The sequence below is a fragment of the Nocardiopsis sp. JB363 genome (assembly GCF_900143625.1).
Lineage (GTDB): Bacteria > Actinomycetota > Actinomycetes > Streptosporangiales > Streptosporangiaceae > Nocardiopsis.
This window is the reverse complement of sequence record NZ_FRFF01000167.1, coordinates 55,909-82,019: the sequence shown is the minus strand read 5'-3', so window position 1 is coordinate 82,019 and position 26,111 is coordinate 55,909. Positions and strand designations below refer to the sequence as shown.

General features: G+C 69.3%; 24 protein-coding genes and 1 pseudogene. 17 read left to right on the top strand and 8 right to left on the bottom strand.

Going from position 1 to position 26,111, the window contains the following annotated elements:
• The first annotated feature begins 48 nt into the window (after nucleotides 1-48).
• Nucleotides 49-1,062 carry an ABC transporter permease gene (locus tag BQ8420_RS25515; protein ID WP_087101967.1) on the top strand — a complete coding sequence of 338 codons (1,014 nt, stop codon included), beginning with the start codon at nucleotides 49-51 and terminating at the stop codon, nucleotides 1,060-1,062.
• A 15-nt stretch (nucleotides 1,063-1,077) separates the two neighbouring features.
• Nucleotides 1,078-2,892 (top strand): ABC transporter ATP-binding protein, encoded by a 1,815-nt coding sequence (locus tag BQ8420_RS25510; RefSeq protein WP_087101964.1) that lies wholly within the window; start codon nucleotides 1,078-1,080, stop codon nucleotides 2,890-2,892.
• A 38-nt stretch (nucleotides 2,893-2,930) separates the two neighbouring features.
• On the opposite strand, the gene BQ8420_RS25505 is transcribed toward BQ8420_RS25510, so the two are convergent.
• Nucleotides 2,931-3,563, bottom strand: a complete 633-nt coding sequence (locus BQ8420_RS25505) for a TetR/AcrR family transcriptional regulator (RefSeq protein WP_087101962.1) — start codon at nucleotides 3,561-3,563, stop codon at nucleotides 2,931-2,933.
• 156 nt (nucleotides 3,564-3,719) lie between these two features.
• Here BQ8420_RS25505 and BQ8420_RS25500 point away from each other — a divergent pair, with 156 nt between their 5' ends.
• From BQ8420_RS25500 to BQ8420_RS25485, 4 genes are all read left to right on the top strand, one after another.
• The gene (locus BQ8420_RS25500) at nucleotides 3,720-4,106 is read left to right on the top strand and encodes a hypothetical protein (RefSeq protein WP_087101960.1); all 387 of its coding nucleotides are present in this window, start codon (nucleotides 3,720-3,722) and stop codon (nucleotides 4,104-4,106) included.
• A 150-nt stretch (nucleotides 4,107-4,256) separates the two neighbouring features.
• Nucleotides 4,257-4,619 (top strand): GntR family transcriptional regulator, encoded by a 363-nt coding sequence (locus tag BQ8420_RS25495; protein WP_087101958.1) that lies wholly within the window; start codon nucleotides 4,257-4,259, stop codon nucleotides 4,617-4,619.
• A gap of 214 nt (nucleotides 4,620-4,833) precedes the next feature.
• Nucleotides 4,834-5,319: a hypothetical protein gene (locus tag BQ8420_RS31650; RefSeq protein ID WP_143847568.1), complete on the top strand. Its 486-nt coding sequence runs from the start codon at nucleotides 4,834-4,836 to the stop codon at nucleotides 5,317-5,319.
• A 71-nt stretch (nucleotides 5,320-5,390) separates the two neighbouring features.
• Nucleotides 5,391-5,807 (top strand): hypothetical protein, encoded by a 417-nt coding sequence (locus tag BQ8420_RS25485; protein WP_087101956.1) that lies wholly within the window; start codon nucleotides 5,391-5,393, stop codon nucleotides 5,805-5,807.
• A gap of 78 nt (nucleotides 5,808-5,885) precedes the next feature.
• Here BQ8420_RS25485 and BQ8420_RS25480 read toward each other — a convergent pair whose 3' ends face one another.
• From BQ8420_RS25480 to BQ8420_RS25470, 3 genes are all read right to left on the bottom strand, one after another.
• Entirely contained in the window at nucleotides 5,886-6,239 is a 354-nt protein-coding gene (locus BQ8420_RS25480) for a hypothetical protein (protein ID WP_200816095.1), read from the bottom strand.
• Nucleotides 6,240-6,443: 204 nt separating this feature from the next.
• Entirely contained in the window at nucleotides 6,444-7,853 is a 1,410-nt protein-coding gene (locus BQ8420_RS25475; protein ID WP_087101952.1) for an RNA polymerase sigma factor, read from the bottom strand.
• A gap of 571 nt (nucleotides 7,854-8,424) precedes the next feature.
• Nucleotides 8,425-9,675: an AMP-binding protein gene (locus tag BQ8420_RS25470; RefSeq protein WP_369825546.1), complete on the bottom strand. Its 1,251-nt coding sequence runs from the start codon at nucleotides 9,673-9,675 to the stop codon at nucleotides 8,425-8,427.
• A 184-nt stretch (nucleotides 9,676-9,859) separates the two neighbouring features.
• On the opposite strand from BQ8420_RS25470, the pseudogene BQ8420_RS31645 reads away from it, so the two are divergent.
• The 4 genes and pseudogenes from BQ8420_RS31645 to menD form a co-directional block, all read left to right on the top strand.
• Nucleotides 9,860-10,003 (top strand): annotated as a pseudogene (locus tag BQ8420_RS31645) (1,4-dihydroxy-2-naphthoyl-CoA synthase); the annotation flags it as partial.
• Between the two features lie 14 nt (nucleotides 10,004-10,017).
• Nucleotides 10,018-10,998: an o-succinylbenzoate synthase gene (locus BQ8420_RS25465; RefSeq protein ID WP_087101950.1), complete on the top strand. Its 981-nt coding sequence runs from the start codon at nucleotides 10,018-10,020 to the stop codon at nucleotides 10,996-10,998.
• A 557-nt stretch (nucleotides 10,999-11,555) separates the two neighbouring features.
• Nucleotides 11,556-12,896, top strand: a complete 1,341-nt coding sequence (gene iscB / locus BQ8420_RS25460) for an RNA-guided endonuclease IscB (protein ID WP_087102070.1) — start codon at nucleotides 11,556-11,558, stop codon at nucleotides 12,894-12,896.
• 29 nt (nucleotides 12,897-12,925) lie between these two features.
• Nucleotides 12,926-14,647, top strand: a complete 1,722-nt coding sequence (gene menD, locus BQ8420_RS25455; protein WP_087101948.1) for a 2-succinyl-5-enolpyruvyl-6-hydroxy-3-cyclohexene-1-carboxylic-acid synthase — start codon at nucleotides 12,926-12,928, stop codon at nucleotides 14,645-14,647.
• Nucleotides 14,648-14,713: 66 nt separating this feature from the next.
• Here the strand turns inward: menD and BQ8420_RS25450 are convergent, their stop codons facing one another.
• On the bottom strand, nucleotides 14,714-15,379 hold the full coding sequence (locus BQ8420_RS25450) for a Uma2 family endonuclease (RefSeq protein WP_087101946.1): 666 nt from the start codon (nucleotides 15,377-15,379) through the stop codon (nucleotides 14,714-14,716).
• Between the two features lie 471 nt (nucleotides 15,380-15,850).
• On the opposite strand from BQ8420_RS25450, the gene BQ8420_RS25445 reads away from it, so the two are divergent.
• The gene (locus BQ8420_RS25445; protein ID WP_087101944.1) at nucleotides 15,851-17,875 is read left to right on the top strand and encodes a PhoX family phosphatase; all 2,025 of its coding nucleotides are present in this window, start codon (nucleotides 15,851-15,853) and stop codon (nucleotides 17,873-17,875) included.
• 75 nt (nucleotides 17,876-17,950) lie between these two features.
• On the opposite strand, the gene BQ8420_RS25440 is transcribed toward BQ8420_RS25445, so the two are convergent.
• Nucleotides 17,951-19,234, bottom strand: a complete 1,284-nt coding sequence (locus BQ8420_RS25440) for an isochorismate synthase MenF (RefSeq protein WP_087101942.1) — start codon at nucleotides 19,232-19,234, stop codon at nucleotides 17,951-17,953.
• A 224-nt stretch (nucleotides 19,235-19,458) separates the two neighbouring features.
• Between BQ8420_RS25440 and BQ8420_RS25435 the strand changes: the two genes are divergently transcribed.
• From BQ8420_RS25435 to BQ8420_RS25410, 6 genes are all read left to right on the top strand, one after another.
• The gene (locus BQ8420_RS25435) at nucleotides 19,459-21,090 is read left to right on the top strand and encodes a glycoside hydrolase family 10 protein (protein WP_087101939.1); all 1,632 of its coding nucleotides are present in this window, start codon (nucleotides 19,459-19,461) and stop codon (nucleotides 21,088-21,090) included.
• A gap of 162 nt (nucleotides 21,091-21,252) precedes the next feature.
• A complete protein-coding gene (locus tag BQ8420_RS25430; protein WP_087101936.1) occupies nucleotides 21,253-21,654 on the top strand; it encodes a molybdopterin-binding protein in 402 nt (133 codons plus the stop codon).
• Nucleotides 21,647-22,498, top strand: a complete 852-nt coding sequence (gene modA / locus BQ8420_RS25425) for a molybdate ABC transporter substrate-binding protein (RefSeq protein WP_087101934.1) — start codon at nucleotides 21,647-21,649, stop codon at nucleotides 22,496-22,498. Before BQ8420_RS25430 ends, modA begins: the two co-directional genes overlap by 8 nt.
• A complete protein-coding gene (locus tag BQ8420_RS25420) occupies nucleotides 22,495-23,319 on the top strand; it encodes an ABC transporter permease (protein WP_087101932.1) in 825 nt (274 codons plus the stop codon). The genes modA and BQ8420_RS25420 overlap by 4 nt, the downstream gene beginning before the upstream one ends.
• Nucleotides 23,319-24,419, top strand: coding sequence for an ABC transporter ATP-binding protein (locus tag BQ8420_RS25415; RefSeq protein WP_087102068.1), 1,101 nt, complete (start codon nucleotides 23,319-23,321; stop codon nucleotides 24,417-24,419). The genes BQ8420_RS25420 and BQ8420_RS25415 overlap by 1 nt, the downstream gene beginning before the upstream one ends.
• A gap of 186 nt (nucleotides 24,420-24,605) precedes the next feature.
• The gene (locus BQ8420_RS25410) at nucleotides 24,606-24,959 is read left to right on the top strand and encodes a DUF3040 domain-containing protein (protein ID WP_087101930.1); all 354 of its coding nucleotides are present in this window, start codon (nucleotides 24,606-24,608) and stop codon (nucleotides 24,957-24,959) included.
• Nucleotides 24,960-25,200: 241 nt separating this feature from the next.
• On the opposite strand, the gene BQ8420_RS25405 is transcribed toward BQ8420_RS25410, so the two are convergent.
• Both BQ8420_RS25405 and BQ8420_RS25400 read right to left on the bottom strand, forming a co-directional pair.
• Nucleotides 25,201-25,740, bottom strand: coding sequence for a CAP domain-containing protein (locus tag BQ8420_RS25405; protein ID WP_160049431.1), 540 nt, complete (start codon nucleotides 25,738-25,740; stop codon nucleotides 25,201-25,203).
• Between the two features lie 136 nt (nucleotides 25,741-25,876).
• Nucleotides 25,877-26,098, bottom strand: coding sequence for a hypothetical protein (locus tag BQ8420_RS25400; RefSeq protein WP_235006489.1), 222 nt, complete (start codon nucleotides 26,096-26,098; stop codon nucleotides 25,877-25,879).
• Nucleotides 26,099-26,111 lie beyond the last annotated feature (13 nt).

Here is a 26,111-nt window from a genome sequence, read left to right as displayed (position 1 = left end):
CAGGACCCGGGCCCCGGGCCATGGATCCGACGACAGAAAGCACGCGCCTTGCTGACCTACATCCTGCGCCGACTGGGCGCCGGTCTGCTGCTCCTGGCCGTGGTCACCATGGTCACCTTCGCCATCTTCTATGTGGTGCCGCGTTGGGCGGGACGGACCACCGAACAACTCGCCACCATGTACGTGGGTCGGGCACCCACGCCGGAGGCCATCCAGGCCACCATCGAGCGGCTGGGGTTGGACCAACCCATCGCCGTGCAGTTCGGCGAGTTCGTCCGCGGGATCTTCTTCGGCGCCCAGTACCGCTTCGGCGGCGAGACCATCGAGTGCGCCGCCCCCTGCTTCGGTTACTCCTTCCAGACCTACCAAGAGGTCTTCCCCGAGATCCTGGCCCGGCTGCCGGTGACCGCCTCGCTGGCTCTGGGGGCCGGCATCATCTGGCTGGTCGGCGGAATCGCGGTGGGCGTGGTCTCCGCCGTGTGGAAGGGCAGTCTCTTCGACCGGCTGGCGATGGCGGTGGCCCTGGCCGGGGTGTCGCTGCCGATCTTCTTCACCGGTCTGCTCGCCCTGGCCTTCCTCGTGCACTCCTGGGGCCTGTTCGGTACCCCCGGATACGTCCCCTTCACCCAGGACCCGTTCGGCTGGGTCCAGGGCCTGCTGCTGCCGTGGCTGACGCTCGCGTTCCTGCACGCGGCCATGTACGCCCGCCAGACCCGCGCGGGCATGCTGGAGGCCCTCAACGAGGACTACATTCGCACGGCCCGCGCCAAAGGGCTGAGCGAACGCAAGGTGGTGCTCAAACACGCCCTGCGCCCCACCCTGACCCCCATCGTCACCATCTTCGGTCTCGACCTGGGCTTGGTCCTGGGTGGTGCGGTCCTCACCGAGCAGGTCTTCTCGCTCAACGGCATCGGCCGGTACGCAGTGCAGGCCATCACCCAGAGCGACCTGCCGGTGATCCTCGGAGTGACCCTGTTCGGCGCGTTCTTCATCGTCATCTGCAACCTGATCGTGGACCTGGTGTACCCGCTGATCGACCCGCGCGTGCGCATCCACGACTAAAGAGAGGCGTCCTGAATGAGTGAGTCCGCTCCCGCCGACACCGTCGTCCGCGTGGACGACCTGCGGGTGACGTTCCCGACGATGGACGGCGACGTCCACGCGGTCAAGGGACTGTCCTTCGAGGTCCCGGCCGGTGGCGCCCTGGGCATCGTGGGGGAATCGGGTTCGGGCAAGAGCGTGACCTCGATGGCCCTGATGGGGTTGCACCGGGGCACCCGTGCCGAGATCACCGGCGGGATCGAGGTGGTGGGCAACGACGTGGTGGCCGCCTCCGACAAGAGGTTGCGGCAGATGCGCGGCAACGACATCGCGATGGTCTTCCAGGACCCGATGCAGTCGCTGCACCCGCAGTACACCATCGGCGACCAGCTCATCGAGGCGTTGCGGGTGCATCGGTCACAGGTCTCGCGCTCGGGGGCACGCGAACGGGCGATCGAGTCGCTGGAACGCGTCGGCATCCCCGAGCCGGCCAAACGGATCAACTCCTACCCGCACGAGTTCTCCGGCGGTATGCGCCAGCGCGTCCTCATCGCCATGGGCCTGATGTGCGACCCCAAGGTGCTGCTGGCGGACGAGCCCACCACCGCGTTGGACGTGACCGTCCAGGCTCAGATCCTGGATCTGCTCGACGAGCTGCGCCGTGACCTGAACATGGGCCTCATCCTGGTCTCCCACGACCTGGCCGTGGTGGCCGGTTCGGTGGACGAGGTCGTGGTGATGCGCCACGGCCGGGCCGTGGAGCGCGGCGACGTGCGCGACGTCCTTTCCCGGCCCGAGCACCCCTACACCCGGGCGCTGCTGGACGCGGTGCCGCGCGTGGAGGTCTCCCGGGCCCAGCGCCGGGCCCAAGACCGCGCGGATCGGGCGGAGCGTGCGGACAAGGAAGGTGGGGGAGAGGCGCCTCGCCCCGCGACGGAGGGCATCGAGGAGTCGACCGGAGGGGCAAGCGCTTTCCAGGCTTTTGTCCCGGCCGAGGAAGGTGGCGGGAAGGGCGAACCGCTGCTGCGCGTGAACGACCTCGCGCAGAGCTTCAAGGTCCGTGGGGGGATGTGGGGCCGCTCCAGCGACTTCTGGGCGGTCAAGGACGTCGGTTTCGAGCTGTACCAAGGCGAGACGCTCGGCATCGTGGGCGAGTCCGGCTCGGGCAAGAGCACACTCTCACGCATGATCATGCGCCTGCTGGAACCCACCGCCGGGACCGTGGAGTTCCAGGGACGCGACATCACCCACCTGCCGGAGCGACACCTGCGCCCGCTGCGTAAACAGATCCAGATGGTGTTCCAGAACCCCTACTCCTCACTGAACCCGCGTCTGACCATCGGTGAGAGCATCGGCACCGCCCTGAAGGTGCAGGGCGAGCGCGACGGCAAGAAGATCCGTACCCGAGTCCAGTCCCTGCTGGAGCGGGTGGGCCTGGAGCCCCACCACTACAACCGGTTCCCGCACGCGTTCTCCGGTGGGCAGCGTCAGCGCGTCGCCATCGCCCGCGCGTTGATCCTCAAACCCAAGCTCATCATCTGTGACGAGCCGGTCTCGGCGCTGGACGTGTCCACGCAGGACCAGGTGCTGCGGCTGCTCTCGGAGCTGCAGGACGACTTCGGTCTGACCTACATCTTCGTGGCCCACGACCTGGCGGTCGTACGTCAGGTCAGCGACCGCGTGGCCGTCATGCGCAAGGGCGAGGTCGTGGAGATGGGCGACAGCGACAGCATCTACGAGGCCCCGCGCAGCGACTACACCAAGCAGTTGCTCACTGCCGCTCCGGTCCTGGACCCGGACGAGGCCCGACGTCTGCGCGCCGAACGCGTGCGACAGCGCGCCGCCGGCTGAACGGTTCGGCGAGGCGGGGGCCTCGGGACGCGGTCGGGTCAGGACGTGGAGAGTCCGCGCAGAAGGGCACGCAGGCCGAAGAGGAAGCGGGCCAAGGCCTCGACCTCCTCTGGGGCGTCATCGCGGCCCTCGTGGCGCACCTGGTGCCCCACGGAGCCCAGACAATAGGAGAAAAGGGCATCGCGTCCCCGGGGCACGTCGTCCCCGGACAGGCCGGCCTCCGCTAGGGCGGCGTCCAACATGGCGATGGTGCGCTGTTCGGCCAAGGTCAACGGTGCACGGTGCATCAGCAGCGACATGGCCCCCGAGTAGGTCAGGAGCCGGGCGCGGTAGGCCTCGGCCCACGCCGTGATCCGACGGTCCCAGGACACGTTCTCGACCTGTTCGGGGTCCTCCTCGTCGAGCCCGGCGGCGGGCAGCTCCTCTTCCTCGGGCCCCTGGCCCTCGGTCAGTCCGCTCACCACCCGAGCGGTGGTGACATAGGCGGCGATGGAGTTGAACAGCTGTTCCTTGCCCTTGGGAAAGTGGTGGTAGATCGCCATGGCCTCCACCTCCAGGGCGTCCCCCAGCCGGCGCATGGACAGGCCGCCCAGACCACGTCCGGCGATGATGTGCAGGGCTTCCACGATGATGAGCTCGCGGCTGAGACCGGCGTTGTTCCTACTGACCACGGGTTCCTCCGGAGGCTCAAGGGGATCTACAAAGTAAGGTGACAGGTCCGGTCGGTGAATGCCGGCACCGACACACCTCCCGGGTCGTCGGATGATCCGCGTCACGTCTAGAGTTGCGACGAGACCGCCGATGTCACGCCCGATGGAGAGCGCAAGATGCGAGTTCCCAAGCAGGACAGGACCCAGGTGCGCGAGAGGCTCGCCCACGACCAAGAGTTGGCCGATCGGCTGCCCGAGCTGCTGAAGAGCGTGTCCGAGACCGAGGACGCCTTGGACTCGGCCCGTCAGCACGACGTCACGGTGGAGGAGCTCCGGGACCGCGGGTTGGCCCTGGACACCGCGCTCACCGACGCCATGCGCGCGGCCTACGCGCACGAGCGCGTACTCGTCGGCCCCAAGGGGTACGCCGACCGCATCCAGCGCCGCAAGCGCATGGCCCGTCCTCAGGTCAAGCAGGCCACGCGGACCGCCGAGCGTCTGCTCACCGAACGCGAGGCCCACCGCTTGCACGGCATCCAGCGCGTGCCCCGCCGCGTGATCTGACCGGTGCCCCCGGCGGGCCCCGCGCTCCGATCCTGGCGCGGGGCCCGCGAGGCCGCCCGACATGTCGATCGGTGGGCGATAGGTTGGGGGAGCGTGCCCGGTCGAGACCGGGCCGGGAGCAGGCGATTCACGTAGGGAGCGAAAAGGGACATGGCGGATTTCATCCGCATTGATCCGACGTCGAAGGTGCCGCCCTACGAACAGATCAGGGCTTTGGTCGCGATCGCGGCCGCCAATGGCGAACTTCCGGTCGGGTATCGGTTGCCGACGGTACGGGCCTTGGCCGGAGAGCTGGCGGTCGCCGTCAACACCGTCGCTCGCGCCTACCGCGAGCTGGAACAGGCCGGGGTGGTGGAGACACGGGGCCGTTCGGGGACCTTCGTGGCGGCGGCCGGCGACGACCAACGGGCCGAGGCATTGGCCGCGGCCCGGGTGTACGCCGAGGTCATCACCAGGGTGGGCCTGGACCACGACGAGGCCGTCGAGATCCTGAGGGCGGCCCTGGAGAGCTGAGCCGGCCCTCGGGGAAACGACACCGATCCCGGGAACGTCCCCCGTACCGACACGACGCACCCTGGGCGCTTCCGGTTCCACTGCGACGCGGTGATGACCATAACCGGACGAAAGTGCTCGCATCCTCCCTGAACTGCGAAGACCAACGCTAATCTCAGAGGTGCACCGTTCCCCTGACGGTGTCGATGAGGATAAATCCCCCAAGGAGGGCCCCATGAGCAGGAGATCCGGCGGAGGACGGTCATCGGGTGGACGTTCCGGTGGTGGCCGTTCGAGTGGAGGTCGCTCCGGCGGTGGTCGTTCCGGCGGCGGCCGCTCCTCGGGCGGCGGTGGCTTCAGCGGACGCCGTGCCGGCGGCTCCTCCCGCTCCGGTGGTGGTTTCAGTTCGCGCAGCGGCCGTTCGGCCCGCGGCGGGGCCGCACGTTCCGGTGGCGGGTTCAACTCCCGTAGCGGTCGCTCGGCCCGGCCGGCGCGTAGCCCCAGATCCGCGAGGCCCTCTCGGTCGTCTCGATCCGACTCCACCTATGTGGCCGCGCCGGCCTTCGGGTACCGGCGCCGCTGGTACGGCGGAAACCGGTACTACGACGACGGTCACGGTTACGCCCCGCGCCGTCGAGGCGGTGGCATCGCCTCCGCGATCGGCTGCTTGGCGTTCGCCGTGGTGGCCCTGGTCGTGGTCATCGCCATCGCCGTTCTGTGATCCGCGCGGTCCCCGCTCGGACACCGGGCCCTTCCCCCACTGAGAATCACGAGTAGGAACGAGCACCACCCGTGTCCCACCCCCGAATCAACGCCCGTGTTCTGTCCTTGGTCGCCGGCGCTCTGGCCCTGCCGCTGGTACTGAGCGCCTGTTCGGGCGATCGGGCCGAGATCGACGCGGCCTGCGCCGACATCCAGGCCAACATCTCGGCGGTCGACATGGCCGCGTCCAGTCTGGAACAGGACCTCCTCGTCGCCGGGGTGCCCTACCAGGACCAGCACGCCGACGAACTGTCCGCCCACCTGGACGACGTCGAACGTTTGGAGGAGGCCGCCCGCGGCGATCTGCGCGACGACGCGACCGAGCGAGCCGACGCTGTCGACGCCGTCCTGGCGGAGCTGGACAACGGCGACGAGAACGGACTGGCGGACGCCCTGGACTGGACCGCCGAAACGCACGACATGATCCTGGAGGCCTGCGGCTTCTAGAGAGCGGAGACAAAGGTGGGGCGGGGACCATATCGGTCCCCGCCCCACCGCGTTCTCACGGCGCCATCCACCGGGCCGTCAGCGGCGCAGGCCCCCCACCGCGACCAGGTAGAAGCCGATCAGGCCCAGCCACACCACGAAGACGGGGCCGGCACCACCGACCAGCGAGGCGACGATGGCCGTGATCGGGATGCTGATGCCCAGGCACACCAAGGCCAGGACCATCCGCACGGTGTTGGAGGCCACGCCCTTCGGAGACTCTCCGGCATTCATCTGGCGGGCGACGTGGTGCTTGACGCGCTCCTCGATGGCGTCGTCGACCCGCTCCACGAGGGAGGCGGAGATCGCGTCGTCGTACTCCGGTCCCAGCTCGCGACTGGCGCGCAGCGCGGCGGCGATCTCGTCCTTGTTCCCTCGGGGATGGTTCGTCATATTCGCCATCGTCCCACCGCGCACCGGGTCGTGTGAGGGATCGTGGTCGATCCCAGGGAGAATTCGGGGTTCTCCCCGAGGTGGCACGTGGCAGGCCGTGGGAACCTCGGACACGAGGACGGGGCCGTCCTCCGCGTGGAGGACGGCCCCGTGTCCGTCGTGATTCCCAGTGCCGCGACGGAGTGAACCTCGGTTGGCGCGGTGCTAACTGGCGAAGTCCAGCAGTTGCTGGGCCCGGCTCGGGTGGCGCAGCTTGGCCAGCGACTGCTTCTCCAGCTGACGGATGCGCTCGCGGGTCAGTCCCAGGTGCTTGCCGATCTCGTCCAGCGTGCGGGGACGTCCGTCCATCAGCCCGAACCGCAGCGACATGATGGTCGCCTCGCGCGGCTCCAGGTCGGACAGGGCGTTGCGCAGCTGGTCGGCCATGATCTGACGATCGACCACCTCGGAGGCCTCCGAGGCGTCCACGTCCTCGATCAGGTCACCGATACGGGTCTCGCCGTCCTCACCGATGGTCGAGTCGAGGCTGATGGGCTGGCGGGTGACCCGCAGGAGCTCCTCGATCTGGGTCGGAGTCTTGTCCAGCTCCAGCCCCAGCTCCTCGGGGGTGGGCTCGCGGCCCAGCGCCTGGTGCATGTCGCGCTCCAGCCGGCTCACCTTGCTGAGGAGCTCCAGAACGTGCACGGGCAGGCGGATGGTGCGCGCGGAGTCGGCGAACCCGCGCTGGATGGCCTGGCGAATCCACCACATGGCGTAGGTGGAGAACTTGAAGCCCTTGGTGTAGTCGAACTTCTCCACCGCGCGGATGAGACCCAGGTTACCCTCCTGGACCACGTCCAGCAGCGACATCCCCCGGTCGCTGTACTTCTTGGCCACCGACACGACCAGGCGCAGGTTGGCCTCCAGCATGTGGGACTTGGCCTTGCGGCCGTCCTCGGCCACCCATTCGAGTGCCTCGCGACCGACCTTGGCCCTCTTGAAGGACTCGTCGATCTCGCCGTGCTGTCCGAGTCGGTACTCGGCGTAGAGTCCGGCCTCGACACGCTTGGCCAGGTCCACCTCCTGCTCGGCGGTGAGCAGCTGCCGCCGCCCGATCGCCTTGAGGTAGGTGTGGACCGAGTCGCCCATGGCGGGTGACTGGTCGTCGAGGTCGGCCTCGCCGGTCTCCGGGTCGGTGGAGGCCTGGGCGGTCTCGGTCTTCTTGGTGCGTCGCGTGGTGCGGGTCTTCCTCCCGGTGGAGGGGCCCTTTCGCGATGCGACCTTGCCGGATGCGGCCTTGGGTGCCTCGTCGGTGTCGGGCACCGTCGCGATGAGAGTGTTTTCCAGCACGTCGTCCTCGGCGTCAGGTTCGGCCACCTTCACGGACTCCTCGCCCCCGTCGGCGAGCCGGACCCCGTGGTCGGTGAGTTCACGCAGGATGGAGCGGCCGTCACTGGAGGTGACTCCGGCCGCGGTGAAAGCGGTACGTAGTTCGGAGAGGGACAGGTGTCCCTGAGCACGTCCCTGGGCTATCAGGTCGGTCAGGGCCGCGCGGGCCTCGGGGGCCGGGTTCGGAGCGGCGCCGTTGGGGGCCTGGGCCGATTGGCCGGAGGCTGCTAGGGCGGTGCTCGTCATTGGGGCACATCCCTCCCTTCCAAGACGTATGGCACGTGGCGGAGGGTCACCGCCGACTGGACGCGCCAATATGTCCAACGTGTCGGCGAGTCAAATGTTCCCTGTCTCGATTGGATATCGAGGATGGTGGCATAGATCACCGGGTCGTGAGTGGCGGTGAGCGGGAGCGTGCGGGTAATGGAGACGGCTCCATGTCGGTCCTCGGGTACCCCGGGGCGGGACCGTCCCGACACGAGAGAGGCCGCACGGACGCGTACGGGTGAGCCGAGGGCTGCCGCCAACTGCGGACCTCCTAGGAACGGGACCGAAGACATCCGGATACTCAGGTAGACGTCAGGGAGCTTTGGGAAGTTCCCCACCTTTTCGGACCCGAACGGAATCGATCGTGGTCGAAGGGGTGGAACGACCATGTGGGCCCCGGGACGCCCCGAACCGGTGGTGGGCCGAATCGCCCGGGACGGCATCCGCCGCGGCCAGGGTCCCACGGGTTCGGGTACTACCGGTAACGCCGCAGTGTCCGGGCCGATTCCTGAAGGCCGATCCGCGATGTCGATCAGACCGGAAGCGGCGATCAGGAAGCGGGTCGGCGCAGCGCCACCAGGTCCGGCTTGCCGGAGGCGAGCATCGGCAGCTTCGTACGCACCTCCAACTCCCGAGGAGCGGCGTAGGCCGGCAGCCGCTCGCGTACGTGGGACCGAAGTTCGTCCAGCACGGGCGGGTCGGCGGGGTCGACCGCGACCACGACCGCGCACACCCGTTCGCCCCACTCGGGGTCGGGACGGCCCACCACCACGGACTCGGCGACCTTCGGGTGCTCGCTCAGGAGCGCCTTGACCTGACCGGGGACCACCTTGTGCCCACCGGTGTTGACCACCTCGTCCACGCGTCCCAGCACCTGGAGGCGGCCGTCCGGACCCGTCCGGCCCAGGTCGTTGGTGCGCAGCAGGCGCCGCCCGGAGCCGTCGTCGGTCAGAACGTGGGGGTCCGTGGCCGTTCCCGGGGGCATGCGGTAGTCGGTCAACAGGGTCGGGCCGCCCAACAGGATTCGTCCGGGGCTCCCTTCCTCCTCGGAGTCGATCCGCACCAGCACCCCGTCCAACGGGACGCCGTCGTAGACACACCCGCCGCAGGTCTCGCTCATGCCGTAGGTGGTGATCACGCGACCGCCCGCGGAGTGGGCCCGCTCCAGCAGGTCGGGTTCGGCCGCAGCCCCACCGAGCAGGATCGTGCCGAACAGCGACAGATCGGCGCCGGCCGTCAGGAGTCGACGCAGTTGGGTGGGGACCAGGGAGACGTGGGGCCGCAGCCTCTCGGCCGATTCGAGGACACCGTCCACGTCGAAGGGGGCGTGCACGGCCCGGGTCCCGGTGACGTGGGCCCGTGTCATCACCTGCACACCGGAGATGTGTCCGGCCGGCAACACGCACAGCCAGGTGTCGCCGTGAGCCGCGCCGATCCGGGCCACGGACGTGCGAGCCGACGCCGACAACGCGCTCGCGGAGAGCTCCACCCCCTTGGGGGCGCCGGTGGAGCCGGAGGTGGTGATGACCAGCGCCGCGTCCGCCCCCACCGGAACACCCCCGTCGAGGGGAACGACCCCCTCCGGGGTACGCAGCGACGAGGGACGCATGGAGGTGAGGAGTTCGGCGGCACGGGCGTCGGGGGTGCCGTCGGGGACGGGCAGCAGGGCCGGCCCTGTGCCCTCCAGAGCCTCACCGAGCATCCCTTCCAAGAGTTCGGGGGACAGGCCGCGTACGGCCTGTAGTGGACGTCCGCCTTGGATACGAGGGGACGGGGACCGGTGTTCTTCGACTGCTGCCACGGTGCCCCAGAGTAGCCCGGTGGTGGAGAGACCGGCTCGCCGGAGCCTCGGAGCCGGGCCTGTGCCCGTCCTCCTCGACTCGCCTGGCAGAATGCGTAGGGCCGACGTGCGGACGCCGGGGTTCGAGGATCCCTCGTGCGCCGGACGTCTTCCGAGGTTTCCGTGCGAGGGAGAAACAGTAGCCGTGAGCAGTGTGATCGATCGGCAGCGATCGGGCGAGTACTCCGACGTCATCCACGAGACAGCGGAGGGCATCGCCGAGATCACGATCGACCGGCCCGAGCGACACGACGCCTTCAAAGAGCGGCGTCGCCCGGAGCTCGACGAGTTCCCGCGTCTCCCGTGAGCACGCCTCGGGTACCCGAGAAGCACGGTCCGGCGGGGGATTCCGCCCGGGGCCGAGCCTTCGCGATCGGTCTGCGCAATCGCTTCCGCGGCATCACCGTGCGCGAGGGCCTACTGGTGCGCGGGCCCGCCGGGTGGGGCGAGTTCTCACCCTTCGCCGAGTACGGACCGCGTGAGGCCTCCCGCTGGTGGGCGGCCTGTCGTGAGGCCGCCCACCAGGGGTGGCCCGAACCCCTGCGCGAACGGGTCCCGGTCAACGTCACCGTGCCCGCCGTGGACCCCGAACGCGCCGCGGCGATCGTGGCCGCCGGAGGGTGCGCTACCGCCAAGGTGAAGGTCGCCGAGAAGGGCCAGGACCCGAGCGAGGACATCGCCCGGGTCGAGGCCGTGCGTTCGACCCTCGGGCCTTCGGGTCGGGTGCGGGTCGATGCCAACGGTGCCTGGGACGTGGACACCGCCGTGCGGATGGTCCGCGAACTGGACCGGTTCGACCTGGAGTACGTCGAGCAGCCCTGCGCCTCATTGGCGGAATTGGGCGCGGTCCGTCGCCGGGTGGACGTGCCGGTGGCCGCCGACGAGTCTATCCGCCGTGCCGAGGATCCGCTCCGGGTACGCGCCGCCGAAGCCGCCGACATCGTGGTGCTCAAGGTCCAACCCCTGGGCGGGGTGCGGGCCGCTCTGCGCGTGGCTGAGGCCTGCGGTCTGCCGGTCGTGGTCTCCAGCGCAGTGGAGAGCTCGGTGGGTTTGGCCGCGGGAGTGGCCCTGGCCGCCGCCCTGCCCGAACTGCCCTACGCCTGCGGGCTGGCGACCATGCAGATGCTGACCGCCGACGTCACCGCCGACCCGCTCTTACCGGTCGACGGCTCCCTGCCGGTCCGACCGGTCGAGGTGGAGGAGGACGCACTGTCCGCGGTGGAGATCGACGCCTCGTCCTGGCGGGAACGCGCCCGGGCCGCTGCCGAGGCGGAAACACTCTGAAAATCCGGAGAGTGCGATTTACCCCCGTTTTGACCTGCGCTGACGATCGGAGCGTTGGGTGCGGTCGACCGGATGGGCATGAGATCACAGTCGGGTTCGGTCGCCCAATGCGGCGGAACGGGGTTCACTGGGAGGAACCCCGGCGTCGCACGTGCACGCGGGAGCGTGGCCGCCTCGGATGCGGGGCACCGTGCGATGCGGTCCGGCCGCGCGGTGATACTTGGTCGACACTTTGACGAACGAAAGTTTTTGAGTAAAGGGATCCCGGTCCTGAAGGGCCGGGCTTTTCAGCCCCTTGTGGCTGAAAGCCGTCTTTACCAGCACCAGCCATCACCCACGAGGAGGTGACCTCGATGGCTACGTTCCGCACAGGACAGAAGACCCACCAGGCCGTGCTTCCTCAGCGGCCTGCTCTGGAATCGGAGTCAATAGACACGCCCCGGATCGGGCACGAAACGGGACTCCGGCACCACCCCAGGGTGGTACCCGGTGCGGACCATGTGCGAGGGGAGACCACCCACATCTCACCTGATGTCGGTGGCGTCACCTCCCAGCCTTTGGCTGGGGAGAGGCCGCGTGAGAGGCACCCGTCCGTCTTCGTCCTGGACAAACACCACGCACCGCTCCAACCCTGTCACCCGGCCAGGGCACGCAAACTGTTGAACAAGGGCCGGGCGGTCGTGGCCCGACACACCCCCTTCACCATCCGACTCAAGGACCGCACCATCGCCGAGTCCGAGGTGGACGGTGTCGAGATCGGCGTCGATCCGGGCAGCAAACACACCGGCATCGCCGTGTTCACCCAGCAGGCTGGGGAACGATGCGGCCGGTACGGCATCCAGCTGGACCATCGTGGTGCGCGGGTCCGTAAGAAGATGGGGCAACGGTCCGCTTATCGGCGACGGCGCCGGACAGCGAATCTGCGCTACCGTGCCCCCCGGTTCTTCAATCGCACCCGCCCTCAAGGGTGGCTGCCCCCGTCCCTCAAACATCGGGTGGAGACCACCACCGGTTGGGTGGACCGGCTCGCCCGGTGGGCGCCGGTCAAGGCGGTGCATGTGGAGCGGGTGGCGTTCGACACTCATGCCTTGTCCGCTGGACGGCCGTTGGAGGGTGCGGAGTATCAGCGGGGCACCCTGCACGGCTTTGAGGTTCGTGAGTACCTGTTGGCCAAGTTCGACCGTGCCTGTGTGTACTGCGGGGCGACGAATACACCGCTGAACCTGGACCACGTCCACCCCCGCTCCCGTAGCGGGTCGGATCGGGTGTCCAACCTGGTCTTGGCGTGCGTGCCCTGCAACCAGGCCAAGGGCGACCGGCCCGTGGAAGAGTTCGTCACCGACAAGCTCGCTCTAGCAAGGATTCTGGCCCGGTCCAAAGCACCCTTGCGGGACGCGGCGGCGGTGCAGTCCACCCGGTGGGCGCTCTGGCGGGCCTTGGACCAACGATTGCCCACCCATGTCGGTTCGGGTGGACGGACCAAATGGAACCGGACCCGCAACCACCTGCCGAAATCGCACACCCTGGACGCCCTGGCCGTGGGCAAGGTCGACACCATCACCCAGACCACCAACCGGGTACTGATCGCCGGCTGCGCCGGTCGGGGCTCCTACGCCCGCACCCGACCCGACAAACATGGATTCCCGAGATTGCGACTGCCCCGAACCAAGGGGTTCTTCGGGTTCACCACCGGCGACCTGGTCCGGGCCGTGGTCCCCCAAGGCAAAAAGACGGGTACACACACCGGCCGGGTCGCGGTACGCGCCTCGGGCAACTTCAACATCACCACCACCCACGGCACCGTCCAAGGCATCCGTCACAAGCACGTGCGTCTGCTCCAACGAGCGGACGGCTACGGCTACACCTGGAAGGGAGAGGGCGTTTCCTCCCGGCCCTGAAGGGCCGGGAGGAAACGCCCAACAAATCGATGAATCCGTCTACCGCCCTGGCGCGGGTCCTCGTCGACGAGCTGGCCCGATGCGGGCTGGCCGAGGCCGTCGTCGCGCCCGGGTCGCGTTCGACCCCGCTGGCGTTGGCGCTGGTCGCGCACCCCGGGATCCGCGTCCATGTGCGGGTGGACGAACGTTCCGCCTCCTTCCTCGCCTTGGGACTGGCGCGGTCCTCCCGGCGCCCCGTCGCGGTGGTGTGCACCTCCGGTACCGCGGCCGCCAACTTCCACCCCGCGGTGATGGAGGCCGACGAGAGCGGGGTGCCGCTGCTGGTGCTGACCGCCGACCGGCCCCCGGAACTGCGCGGCACCGGCGCCAACCAGACGGTGGACCAGATCGGCCTGTACGGCGGCGCGGTACGCATGTTCGCCGAGGTCGGTACCCCCGACCCCGCGCCCGGGATGGTCGCCTATTGGCGTTCACTGAGCTGTCGTGCCTGGGCGACGGCCCAGGGTGGACGCCCCGGACCCGTGCACCTCAACGTGGCCTTCCGTGACCCCCTGACCCCCGACCAGCCCGCCGGTAGCGGTCCCGAGTGGACCACGCCCCTGGACGGGCGCGACGACGGCGGTCCCTGGATCTCACGGCCCGGCCCGCACACCGAACCCGCGCCCCACGTACTGCCCGACGTCGAACGCGGCGTCATCGTCTGCGGTGACGGCGACTACGACCCGGTGCCGTTCCTGGCCCTGGCGGAACTGACCGGCTGGCCGCTGCTGGCCGAGCCCACATCCAACGCCCGCCGCTCGGGTGCGATCTCCACCTCTCGGCAACTGCTGGCCGTGCCGGGTTTCGCCGACGCGCACGCCCCCGAACTCGTGGTGAGCGTGGGCAAGCCCAATCTGTCCCGGCAGATCCTCGCCTACCTGCGCCGCGCCGAACGCCACGTGGTGGTCACCTCCTCCACGGTCGGTGACCCCGCGGCGGGCCTGCTCAACGACTTCTCCGACCCCGTCCGTACCGCCACCGACGTGGTCGCCGCGGTCGCCCCGCCCGCCGGTCTGAACTGGGACGAGCCGGCGCGCACCGACTGGTCGCGTTCCTGGGAACGTGCCGAGGCCATCGCCCGCGCGGCCGTCGACGGGGTGTTGGACGCCGAGGAGACCTTGACGGAGCCGCGCCTGGCCCGGGACCTCGCCTCGCAGATGACGGCGGGTTCACTGCTGTTCGCCGGCTCCAGCATGCCCATCCGCGACCTGGACGCCACCATGCATCCCCGCTGCGGGGTACGCCTGGTGGGCAACCGCGGGGTGAGCGGCATCGACGGGACGGTGTCCACGGCCATCGGCGCCGCGCTGGCCCACCAGAGGGAGGGGGAGGGGCATGCCTACGCTCTACTCGGGGACCTGGCGCTGCTGCACGACCAGAACGGGTTGATCATCGGCCCCGGCGAGCCTCGCCCGGAGCTGGCGATCGTGGTGGTCAACAACGATGGCGGCGGGATCTTCTCCGGGCTCGAACAGGCCGGACACCCGGACTTCGAGAGAGTGTTCGGTACCCCGCACGGAGTGTCCATGGAGCGGGTGGCCGCGGTGGCGGACCTGCCCTACACCCGGGTGGAGTGGGCCACCGACCTGCCCAAGGCCCTCCTGGGCGAGGGACTGCGGATCATCGAGGTGTGCACCGAACGCGCCGGTAGCGCGGCCCTGCGTCGTCGGCTACAGGACGCTGTCGACACCGCGGTGACCGGAACGTTCTGACCCGGCGTCCCCAGACGCGACGAAGGGGAGGCATCGGACGCCGATGTCTCCCCTTCGCCATGTGGGTCAACGGCGCAGGATGTCCGTCAGGTCGAACTCCAGTTTCACCGGGACGGAGGTCTTGAGGGTGCCCCGGTGGATGGTCGGCCTGCCGTAGTCACCGGACGGAGAGGCCGGGTCCTTCTCGTACTCGTAGAGCACGGCGTCGTTCCCGTCCCGTTCGATCCGCCAGAAGAACCGCACGCCGGCACGTGCGTAGAGTTGGGGTTTGCGCTCCCGGTCCCGGATCTCTGATTCGGGGGAGACCACCTCCACCGCCAGTTCGACGACCTCCGGCGGAAACCACGTTTGGTCCAGTTCCCGGAAAGCGCTTGCGCGAACCAGCATCAGGTCCGGCTCCGGCCGTTGCCGTTCGGCGAGTTTGACCGAGAACTCTCTCGCCACTCGAAGGTCTTCAGGCGCGTGTGCTTTCAGTGCGTCCCCCAAGAGTTCGAGGACGAGCATGTGGAACAGCTTCTGCGGGCTCACCAGCACCAGGTTTCCGTCGATGAGTTCGGTGTGCGGTGGAAGATCCGGGATGTGGTCGAGGTCCTCGGCGGTGAAACCGTCCTGTGGGGGCATGGGGATGACCACGCCGTCGGTGGTCTCTGACGCTCGTTGCCGGGCAACTGTCGGAGCGGACACGTGACTGCCTCCGGTGGTCGGATCGTTCTCGTTGCTCACGGTAGCCATCCTCATCACCTTGCCGTGGTGCTTTCGGCGATTTTCCCATCCGGACCACGGTGCGATACCGGTGGACGTTCCCCGAGGGTGCCACACGGGAAACGGGCCCGCCGAGGCGCTCGGGTCCGTGTCGCTCATCGGGGGCGGCGCTTGGAGTCGATCGGGCGGCTCTTCGAGGGGATGACCGAATCATGACCCACCTCACCTGGGCGAGGCTTGTGGACGTGACGAAACGGGTAGGCGAGGATCACCACGAGGTCCGACTGTGGGTGCGCGTGCGACTGCCCTGTGTGGAATGACCACAGCCGTGTAGAGGAGTTGTAGGGGCGTTCACGCCGGTTTCACCCCAACGTGTGAAACCTCGGCCAAGGTCGAGAGCGACCGGCAGGACCCACTGCCCGCACCACTCCGCACCCCCGAGCGGAGCCCCGCAAGCCCCCTCGGGAACGCGGAGCAGTTCACCAAGCCCGAGGAGAACGCGTGCCCGAATCCGCGCCCCGCCGTCGTCTGCTGCCGCTCATCGGTGGTGTCGGTGGTGGTCGATCCGCGAAGACCTGCCTGTACCGCTGTGGCAACGCCTGCTTCCACCCTGCTCCCAACAAGAGCGACAACCCCTATTTCGGTGACATCTTCCAGGGTGTGCTGTCCCGCCGGACCGCCCTGAAGGGGGCACTGGTCGGCACCGGCGCCGGATCCCTGGGACTGGCGGCCCTGAGCCCGGCCGCCGCGGACCGGGGGCCGAACCGTCCGCACCCCTCGCCGCGCCCCACGTTCAAGAACGTGCTGCCCAATAACCGCGACGAGATCACCGTCCCCGAGGGCTACGACCACCACGTCATCGTCCGCTGGGGCGACCCCGTGTTGCCCGGCGCCCCGGAGTTCGACTTCGAGAATCAGACCGGTGAGGCCCAGGCGCAGCAGTTCGGCTACAACTGCGACTACGTCGGTTTCTTCACCCTCGACGGCGACCACGGTCTGCTGTGGGTCAACCACGAGTACACCAACGAAGAGATCATGTTCGCCGGGTACACCGACGGTGAGACGGCCGACCCGGAGTGGATCAAGGTCGCCATGGCCGCGCACGGCGGTTCGGTGGTGGAGCTGGAGCGGGTCGACGGCACCGGCCAGTGGAAGCTGATCACCGAGGGCGAGCGTCCCTTCAACCGTCGCATCACCAACGAGACTCCGTTCCGGGTGACGGGTCCGGCCGCCGGGCACGAGCTGCTGCGCACCGACGCCGACCCCGAGGGCGTGAACGTGTTGGGCATGCTCAACAACTGCGCCGGTGGAATGACACCGTGGGGGACCGTCCTCAGCGGTGAGGAGAACTTCAACCAGTACTTCGTCGGTGCTCCCGACACCGAGTCCTACGCCCGCTACGGCTTCCCCACCGACTACTCCGGTCGTCGCTGGGACCGGGTCGACGAGCGCTTCGACCTGGCCAAGCACCCCAATGAGGCCCACCGTTTCGGCTACATCGTGGAGATCGACCCGCACGATCCCGACTCGACCCCGGTCAAGCGCACCATGTTGGGCCGTTTCAAGCACGAGGGCGCCAACGTCAACATCACCGAGGACGGTCGGGTGGCCGCCTACATGGGCGACGACGAGCGCTTCGACTACCTGTACAAGTTCGTCAGCGACAAGAAGTACGTCGAGGGCTCCCACAAACACAACATGACGCTGCTGGACAGCGGCACGCTCTACGTGGCCCGTCTGGAGGGCAACAGCCCCGCCGAGGAGATCGACGGCACCGGCACACTGCCCTCCGACGGTGAGTTCGACGGCACCGGCGAGTGGATCGCGCTGTGCACCGACGCCGAGAGCCATGTCGACGGCTTCTCCGTGGCCGAGGTGCTCGTCCACACCCGTTTGGCCGCGGACGCGGTCGGCGCCACCAAGATGGACCGCCCCGAGGACGTCGAGCCCAGCCCGGTCACCGGCAAGGTGTACTGCGCACTGACCAACAACGACGCCCGCGAACCGGGTCAGGCCGACGAGCCCAACCCGCGCGGCCCCAACAAGTTCGGCCACGTCCTGGAGATCATCGAGGACGGAGCCGATTCGGCGGCCACCACGTTCGGCTGGATCGTGCCCCTGGTGTGCGGTGAACCCGAGGACGACTCCACCTACTACGCAGGTTTCGACAAGTCCAAGGTCATGGCGATCTCGGCTCCGGACAACCTGGCCTTCGACAAGCAGGGCAACCTGTGGATCTCCACCGATGGCCAGCCGGGCACCCTGCAGACCAACGACGCCCTGCACGTGATGCCGGTCGAGGGTCGTTTCCGAGGCGAGCTGCGGACCTTCGCCACGGTCCCGGTCGAAGCCGAGGCCTGTGGCCCGCTCATCTCCGAGGACCAGAAGACGGTGTTCCTCGCCCCGCAGCACCCGGGTGAGAACGGCACCGTCGAAGAGCCCACCAGCGTGTGGCCCGACGGCGGCTTCCCACGCCCGTCGGTGGTGTGCGCCTGGCACAAGGGCGGCCGCGACGTCGGCAACTGACCCCGGGCCCGGGCTCCGGCCCGGACGAGGCCACCGGCCCCGGTCCCTCCGTCGTGGGGGAGGACCGGGGCCGGTTCAGGTACCGGGGTCGGTGAGGGCCTCGCGCATCACCCGGAACTTGGCCTCGGTCTCGGCGAGTTCGGCCTCGGGGTCGGACCCGGCGACGATCCCACCGCCCGCGTACAGGCGGGCGCGCGCCCCGTCCACGTGGGCGCTGCGCAGTGCGATGCCCCACTCGGCGTTGCCCGCGCCGTCCAGCCAGCCCACGGGGCCGGCGTAGCCGCCACGGTCCATGCCCTCCGTCGCGGCGATCAGCCGCATCGCGGCCTCGGTGGGCGTACCGCCCACGGCGGCGGTCGGGTGCAGCGCCGCCACGGCGTCCAGGGCGGAGACTCCGGGAGCCAGGCGCGCGTGAGCGCTGGTGGCCAGGTGCTGGACGTTGGCGAGCTTGAGCAGGTGCGGCCGGTCCGGGACGGTGAGCTCCTCGGTGAGCGGCTCCATGGCGGCGCGCAGCGAGTCCACGGCCAGGCCGTGCTCCTCCACGTCCTTGGCGGAGGCCATCATCTCCCGGCCCAGACGCCGGTCGGACTCCTCGTCCTCTCCGCGCGGACGCGTCCCGGCCAGTACCAGGGAGTCGAACTCGCTGCCCTCCATACGCAGCAGGAGTTCGGGGGTGGCGCCGACCATGCCGTCGACGGAGAAGGTGAAGCAGCCGGGGAAGCGAGCGTGCAGCCGCTTCAACAGCATCCGCACGTCCAAGGGCGCGTCGGCCTCGGCGTGGGCGTCGCGGGCCAGCACGGCCTTGTCGAGTTCGCCCGCGCGGATGCGCGCGATCGTCGCGGCGATCACGTCCATCCACTGCTCCGGGGTGAGGGAACCGGGGCGCCATCGCAAGGGGCCGACAGGGCGTGGCTCGGTGACCGAACGCGATGGTGGCGCGGGGCGTTCGCCGGGTTCGTCGGTGACGGTGGTCAACCAGGAGTGGTCACCGCGCCGGCCCACGAGTACTCGGGGCACCACGAGCGCCGAACCGGGGGATGTGGGTGCGAACGTGAACGTGCCGAAGGTGACCGCGCCGGTGCCGGGCAAGCCCACTTCGTCCTCGACCTCGGCGTTCGCCAGCAGGTCGGCGAACCAGCGGGCCCCCTGCCCGATGCGGGAGTTGTCGGTGGGGGTGGTGCCCTCGGGGGCGATCTCGGGTTCGAACCGCGCCGCCCGTCCCCATCCGACGAGGCCGTCGTCTCCGCTCAACCAGGCCAGGGGCGTCTCCTGCGGCAGCTGGTCGATCAGGCTGCCGGCGCGGTCGTCCAGCGGGATGGTGCGGACGAAGAGTTTGGGTGGGCTCTGTACTGCGTTCACGGGAATCGAGTCTAGAACCTCGGTCGGAGGGTCAGAGCCCGCCCCGACTCCGTCGCCACGGTGCTTCATTGACCTGCGGCGACATTCCCATGGTCCACCGTGTGCGATGTTATCCACACATTGGCCGAATCGTATCCGAAACTTGACATCTTGCCCTAATCTGGGTCCCGGCGTGGCGCCAGGCCGAACGGCGACGCGCCGGACATCCCCGAAGGAGAACGTAGATGCGATCCAAGGCACGGGCCCTGACCACGCCACGCGCCGGGGGACGGTGGGCGGCGATCGCGGCCACGACCATGCTGTTGGCGGGTTGTTCCGCCAACGATGGCGACTCCGCCTCCGACGACGCCCCCGAGCCCGGCGGCGAGGGCATCGCGGCCCCCGCCACCTGTCAGGCCGACGACGACAAGCGCCAGATGCGCGGTGCGTGGCTCACCACCGTGCGCAACATCGACTGGCCCTCCGAACCCGGTCTGTCCGCCGACGAGCAGAAGGCCGAACTCGACGCCTGGCTCGACGATTCGGTGGAGATGGGCCTCAACGCCGTCTTCCTGCACGCTCGCCCCACCGCCGACGCCGTCTACGACTCCGAGCTGGAGCCCTGGGCCCGCTACCTCACCGGTGAGCAGGGCGGTGACCCCGGCTACGACCCGTTGGAGTACGCGGTCGAGGAGGCGCACGAGCGCGGCCTGGAACTGCATGCCTGGTTCAACCCCTACCGCGTGGGCCTACAGGACCCGGACGTGGAGAACCTCGCCGACGACCACCCGGTCAAGGAGAACCCCGAGTGGTTGGTGGACTTCGGTAGCGAGGCCTACGTCGACCCGGGCAACCCCGAGGTCCGTGAGTGGGTCACCTCGGTCATCATGGACGTCGTCGACCGCTACGACGTCGACGGCATGCACTTCGACGACTTCTTCTACCCCTACCCGCAGGACGGCGCGACCTTCGACGACGACGCCAGCTGGGAGGCCCACGGGGACGACTTCGACGACCGAGGGGACTGGCGGCGCGACAACGTCGACCAGCTCATGCGGGACGTGCACGGACGGATCCAGGAGACCAAGCCCTGGGTGAGCTTCGGTGTGTCCCCGTTCGGCATCTGGCGCAACGACAACACCGACTCCTCCGGTTCGCCCAGCTCCGGGTTGCAGTCCTACGACGCCCAGTACGCCGACACCCGTACCTGGATCGAGGAGGGCACGGTCGACTACATCGCCCCTCAGCTGTACTGGGAGCGCGGTTTCGACACCGCCGACTACGAGGCGATGACCGACTGGTGGTCGAACGAGGTCGAGGGCACCGACGTCGACCTGTACGTCGGTCAGGGCGCCTACCGCCTGGGTGAGGACGGCTGGACCGGGGACGACGCCCTGAGCAACCAACTCGACTACTCGGGTGAGCTCGACGAGGTCTCCGGCGACATCTACTTCTCCATCAAGAACCTGCGCGAGAACGGCGACGTGGTCGACCACCTGCTCGACGGTCACTACTCCAACGCCGCGCTGCCGCCGGTGATCGAGAACCCCGAGGGTGAGGAGCCCCTGGTCGGAGCGGTCAACGACGTGGCCGCGCAGAGCGTCGACGGCGGCGTCGAGGTGGCGTGGAACGAGATCGAGGACGCCCGCTTCTACGCCCTGTACCGACTGTCGGCCGAGGCCGCCCAGGCCCTGGAGTCCGGGGACGAGGACGCCTACTGCACGGCGCTGACCGCGGACAACCTGGTCGGTATGACCGGTGGTTCCCTCCTGACCGACAACGAGCCCCTGGAGGACGGCGCCGGTTACGTGGTCACCGCGCTGGACGACTACCGGGCCGAGGGGCCGGTCAGCGAGGTCGCCGACGTGCGCAGCTGATCCGATCGCCCGAACCTGAGACGGGCCCGTTCCCCGGCCGGGGAACGGGCCCGTCTTGTATGCGATGAGTCGGCGTATGCCACAGGAGGACAGGGAAAAAGTTATGATCTGCTAGCCAAAGGTCCATTATGGCCTCGCGACTGCGGCTAGTAGGTTCTTCGTATGCCCACCTTCCAGATCAGTGAGGCCGCCGAGCTGCTCGGGGTCAGCGCCGACACCGTCCGACGCTGGGTCGACTCCGGGAGACTGCCAGCCGAACGCGACACCACCGGGCGTCGCCGTCTCGACGGCGCCGAACTCGCGGCCTTCATGCGGGCCGGCGTCGACGACGACCCGGGCCGTCGCGTCTCCTCCGCCCGCAACCGCTTCCAGGGCCTGGTGACCAATGTGGTCCGCGACCAGGTGATGGCCGCCGTCGAACTCCAGGCCGGACCACACCGGGTGGTCTCCCTGATGAGCCGTGAGGCCGCCGACGAGCTCGGCCTGGAGGTCGGGACCGTGGCCACCGCGGTCGTCAAGTCCACCAACGTCATCATCGAGACCACCGGAGGACACCATGCGTGAGCCCACCGCTCGTTCCCCCCGCCCGAGGCGTACCGCCCACGGACCGACCGCGGCCACGGCCGCACTCGTCCTGGCGCTGACCGCCTGCTCCGGCGGGGGCGCCGACACCGAGGAAGGGTCCGGGGGAGGGGCCGACGGCGCCGCGTTCAGTGGTGAGCTCACCGTGTTCGCCGCCGCGTCCCTCACCGACGTGTTCGAGGAGATCGCCACCTCCTTCGAGGAGGAGAACCCGGAGGTGGAGGTCACCTTCAACTTCGCCGGCAGCAGCGAACTCGCCCAGCAGATCAACTCCGGCGCACCCGCCGACGTGTTCGCCGCCGCCGACACCGACACCATGGGCCAGGTCGTGGAGGGCGAGGGTCTGGACGCCGATTGGGCCGCTGAACACAGCGAGGACGGACAGGTCTTCGTCACCAACAACCTGCGGATCGCGGTGCCACCGGACAACCCCGCCGGCGTCGAGAGCTTCGCCGACCTGGCCGAGGACGACGTCGACGTGGCCTTCTGCTCGCAGGAGGTGCCCTGCGGCGCCGCCACGGTGACCGCGCTGGAGGCCGCCGACCTGGACGTCACCCCCGTCACCCTGGAAGAGGACGTACGGGCCGTCCTGACCAAGGTCGAGCTGGGCGAGGTGGACGCCGGCCTGGTCTACGCCACCGACGTCATCTCCGCCGAGGGCCGGGTGGAGGGCCTGGACTTCCCCGAGTCCGAGGAGGCGATCAACGACTACCCGATCGGTGTCCTCTCCGCTTCGGGCGACACCGACCTGGCCGCCGCCTGGGTCGAGTTCGTCACCACCGAGGGTGCCCCGGTCCTGCGGGACGCGGGGTTCGGCACCCCGTGACCGCCGTCGCGACCCGCTCCGATCGGCGTGCCCCGCGCACCCGGTCGGGGCGGGTCCCCTGGATCCTCGTCCTGCCCGCGCTGGTGGGCCTGTCGTTCCTGATCCTGCCCTTCGCCGGGCTGCTCGTCCGCGCGCCCTGGCCCACCATGGTGGAGCGCGTCACCGAACCCGAGGTGCTGGCCGCCCTGTGGCTGTCGCTGTCCACCGCCACGGTGGCCACCCTCGTCTCCTTGTCCTTCGGTGTTCCGCTGGCCTGGATGCTGGCGCGCACCGAGTTCCCCGGCCGCCGCGTCGTGCGGGCCCTGGTCACCATCCCCCTGGTCATCCCCCCGGTGGTCGGTGGTGTGGCCCTGTTGCTCGTGCTGGGCCGCAACGGGCTGGTCGGCCGCTACCTGGACGCCTGGTTCGGACTGACCCTGCCCTTCACCCCCGCCGCCGTGGTCATCGCCCAGGTGTTCGTGGCCATGCCCTTCCTGGTGATCACCGTCGAGGGGGCGCTGCGCGGCGCCGACCGACGGTACGAGGAGGCCGCCGCGACCCTGGGCGCGAGCCGCGTCACGATCTTCACCCGTGTCACCCTGCCCATGGTGCTTCCCGGCATCGGCGCGGGCGCGATCCTGTGCTGGGCGCGCGCCCTGGGTGAGTTCGGCGCCACCATCACCTTTGCCGGAAACTTCCCCGGTACCACCCAGACCATGCCGTTGGCGGTCTACATGGCCATGCAACGCGACCCCGAGGCCGCCATCGTGCTCAGTCTGGTCCTGCTCCTGGTCTCCCTGGCCGTCCTGGTCACCCTGCGCGAGAGGTGGGTGAACCCCTGATGGCCACCCGGACCACCCCTGCCCCGACCGACTCCGATCCCTCGCCGCACCCGGGTCTGGACGCGGACCTGCGATTGAGTCGGGGTTCGTTCGATCTGGACGTCCGCCTGTCCTGTCCGCCCGGCCGCATCCTGGCGCTGCTGGGGCCCAACGGGGCCGGGAAGTCCTCGGCTCTGCGCGCCCTGGCCGGTCTGGTCCCGCTCACGGGCGGACACATCCGCCTGAACGGTGACGACCACACCACCACGGCCGTCGAGCACCGCCCCATCGGCATGGTCTTCCAGGACTACCTGCTGTTCCCGCACATGAGCGCCCTCGACAACGTCGCCTTCGGGCCGCGCTGTCAGGGCGTGGGGCGCGCCGAGGCACGCGAACGCGCCCGTGCCCTGCTGGACCACATGGACCTGGGCGACCACTCCGCGTCCCGGCCACCGCGGCTGTCCGGTGGCCAGGCCCAACGGGTCGCTCTGGCCCGTGCCCTGGCGGTCCGCCCTCGCATGCTGCTGATGGACGAACCCATGGCCGCTCTGGACGCCAGTACGCGTGTGGCGGTGCGCTCGCGCCTGAGACACCTTCTGGAGGAGTTCGACGGGGTGACGGTCCTGGTCACCCACGACCCGCTCGACGCCATGGTGCTGGCCGACCACATCGCCGTCATCGAGGACGGCCGGTTGGTGCAGGAGGGCACACCGGCCGAGGTGGCCCGCCGCCCCCGCACCACCTACGTCGCCCGACTGGTGGGCCTCAACCTGTTCCGGGGCGAGGCGCGAGGAGGCACCGTCACCCTGGACGGAGACGGCTCGGGAGAGCCCGCCGGGGTGGAGGTCCGGGAAGCCCGTCACGGGCGTGTCCTGGTGGCCTTCCCCCCGCGCGCCGTGGCCCTGTACCAGGAGCGTCCCCACGGCAGCCCGCGCAACATGTGGCGGCTGCGGGTGGAGGGGATCGAACGTTTCGGCGATCAGGTGCGGGTGAACCTGGAGGGTGTTCTGTCCCTGGCGGCCGACATCACTCCGGCGGCCCTGGCCGAACTCGGGCTCGCCCGGGGCGAGGAGGTCTGGGCCGGGGTCAAGGCCACCGAGGTCGAGTGCTACCCCGGATGAGGGCCTCTTTCCCCTCTGGTCGGGGACCTATGGCCCTCGCGCGATGAGGGCTCTCGCCCCGATTTCGCGAACCGGCAGAAAAGGGACCCGGAAAAACCTGTGGACGCTTGGATAAGCGCCGCCCGCCTGGGGGAGACTGTTAGCACCCGACGACGAAGTCCTTCCCCGGCGGTTGAGGAGGGTGCCATGTCCCTGAGAGAACACGAACGGAGGATTCTCGCTGAGATCGAGAAACAGCTCAGCGAGGACGCTCCGGAACTGGCCGGCCGTCTAGAGGCCTTCGGAATCGACGATCCGGACGCCCCGGCCGACCCTGGGCTACGGAGCTGGAGACCATGGGTGGCCTGCGCTTTGATCGCCGCGGTCACCGCGGGGCTCTTGGTGCTGTTGTTCGTCCTCACTCCGAGTGCCCCACAACCGGACCAGCCACGAGCCACCGGAACCTCGGAGAGCAGCGAGGGAACCGATACCGTGCCGGACCCGGTCCCAGAGGGGGAGACCGCGGACGGCCGGACCGAACCCGCCGACCCGGTCGGATAGCTCACCGGGCGGACCCGGTTCGTCACGCTCAAGGGGCCCCGTAGCCCGGACATCGTGTCCGGAGCGGGGCCCTTCGGTCGACCACGGCCGGCACCGGCGACCCTCGGACATGGGCGAAGGTCCCGTCGACCGACGGAACCTTCCCCATGGGCGTGCGGGTTTCAGAGTGTGGACGAACCCGACCGCGGGCGAGGCGTGGCGCGTGTGTGCGCGATGGCCGCTCCGTGGACGGGAAGCGGCCTCAGGAACCGAGCCCGAAGACCTGGGTCCAGTAGACGCCGTCCTCGGCGGTGACCACCCCGACACCGGTGTCCACCGAGTCGCAATTCAGGAGTACCTTCCGGTGTCCCGAGCTTTCGACCCAGGTGCGCACCGTCTCGGCGGCCGTGTCGTAGCCGGCGGCGGTGACCTCGCCCGAGGGCCGGTCGTAACCCGCTGCCTTGGCCCGTTGGGTGAAGGATCGACCCTGGGAACCGACGTGGGTGACCTTGCCCTGCCCGGCCATGTGGCGACTGTGCTCGCGAGCGGCTTGGGCGAGGCGTTCGTCGACCTGGACCGGATCACAGCCGCTTCGGGCCCGCTCCTGGTTCACCAGGCGCAGGGTCTCCTCTTCCGCCTCGGGCCACGACTCCGTCGACGAGGCGTCGAGCCAGGCAGGCGGCCATTCGGCGGTGACGCCGGGTTGGGCGACCGGGGACGTGGCGCTCGGGTTCGGGCCGGTCGCGTCGGGGTGCGCTCCGCCCGTCACACCCGCGCAGCACAACGTCAGAGCCGTTCCCATGAGTATGGGTTTCCAATGGTGGCGCATCTCTTCCTTCCGCTCACCGTTCGTGCGATCAGCCGTGTGCGCGATCGGGCCCTCGGCCCGGACACACGTGAGCGGGCAGTCGACGACTGCCCGCCCTGGCCGTGATGGTTCATTCGGCCATGCTGTTGATCCGGTCCACTCCCGCGCTCCCAGGACCAGCGGTGTAGGTCACATGTTCGTAGCTCACGCTTCCGTCATCGCTCACGTGGCTGCGAACCAGGCTCAGGGTGGCGCCCTCCGGCCCCGCGGAGCTGGAGTCGTGCTGGAAACCCGCGTCGGCCATCGCCAGTGAGGGCGCGCCCACCGTCAGGCCCACTGCCGCGATACCCACGCACAGCGCTCCT

Coding starts and splice junctions, on each gene's coding strand:
- BQ8420_RS25510 (WP_087101964.1), top strand. CDS start 1,078: ATGAGTGAGTCCGCTCCCGCCGACACCGTCGTCCGCGTGGACGACCTG.
- BQ8420_RS25500 (WP_087101960.1), top strand. CDS start 3,720: ATGCGAGTTCCCAAGCAGGACAGGACCCAGGTGCGCGAGAGGCTCGCC.
- BQ8420_RS25495 (WP_087101958.1), top strand. CDS start 4,257: ATGGCGGATTTCATCCGCATTGATCCGACGTCGAAGGTGCCGCCCTAC.
- BQ8420_RS31650 (WP_143847568.1), top strand. CDS start 4,834: ATGAGCAGGAGATCCGGCGGAGGACGGTCATCGGGTGGACGTTCCGGT.
- BQ8420_RS25480 (WP_200816095.1), bottom strand. CDS start 6,239: ATGACGAACCATCCCCGAGGGAACAAGGACGAGATCGCCGCCGCGCTG.
- BQ8420_RS25475 (WP_087101952.1), bottom strand. CDS start 7,853: ATGACGAGCACCGCCCTAGCAGCCTCCGGCCAATCGGCCCAGGCCCCC.
- menD (WP_087101948.1), top strand. CDS start 12,926: ATGAATCCGTCTACCGCCCTGGCGCGGGTCCTCGTCGACGAGCTGGCC.
- BQ8420_RS25450 (WP_087101946.1), bottom strand. CDS start 15,379: ATGGCTACCGTGAGCAACGAGAACGATCCGACCACCGGAGGCAGTCAC.
- BQ8420_RS25435 (WP_087101939.1), top strand. CDS start 19,459: ATGCGATCCAAGGCACGGGCCCTGACCACGCCACGCGCCGGGGGACGG.
- BQ8420_RS25430 (WP_087101936.1), top strand. CDS start 21,253: ATGCCCACCTTCCAGATCAGTGAGGCCGCCGAGCTGCTCGGGGTCAGC.
- modA (WP_087101934.1), top strand. CDS start 21,647: ATGCGTGAGCCCACCGCTCGTTCCCCCCGCCCGAGGCGTACCGCCCAC.
- BQ8420_RS25415 (WP_087102068.1), top strand. CDS start 23,319: ATGGCCACCCGGACCACCCCTGCCCCGACCGACTCCGATCCCTCGCCG.
- BQ8420_RS25410 (WP_087101930.1), top strand. CDS start 24,606: ATGTCCCTGAGAGAACACGAACGGAGGATTCTCGCTGAGATCGAGAAA.
- BQ8420_RS25405 (WP_160049431.1), bottom strand. CDS start 25,740: ATGGGAACGGCTCTGACGTTGTGCTGCGCGGGTGTGACGGGCGGAGCG.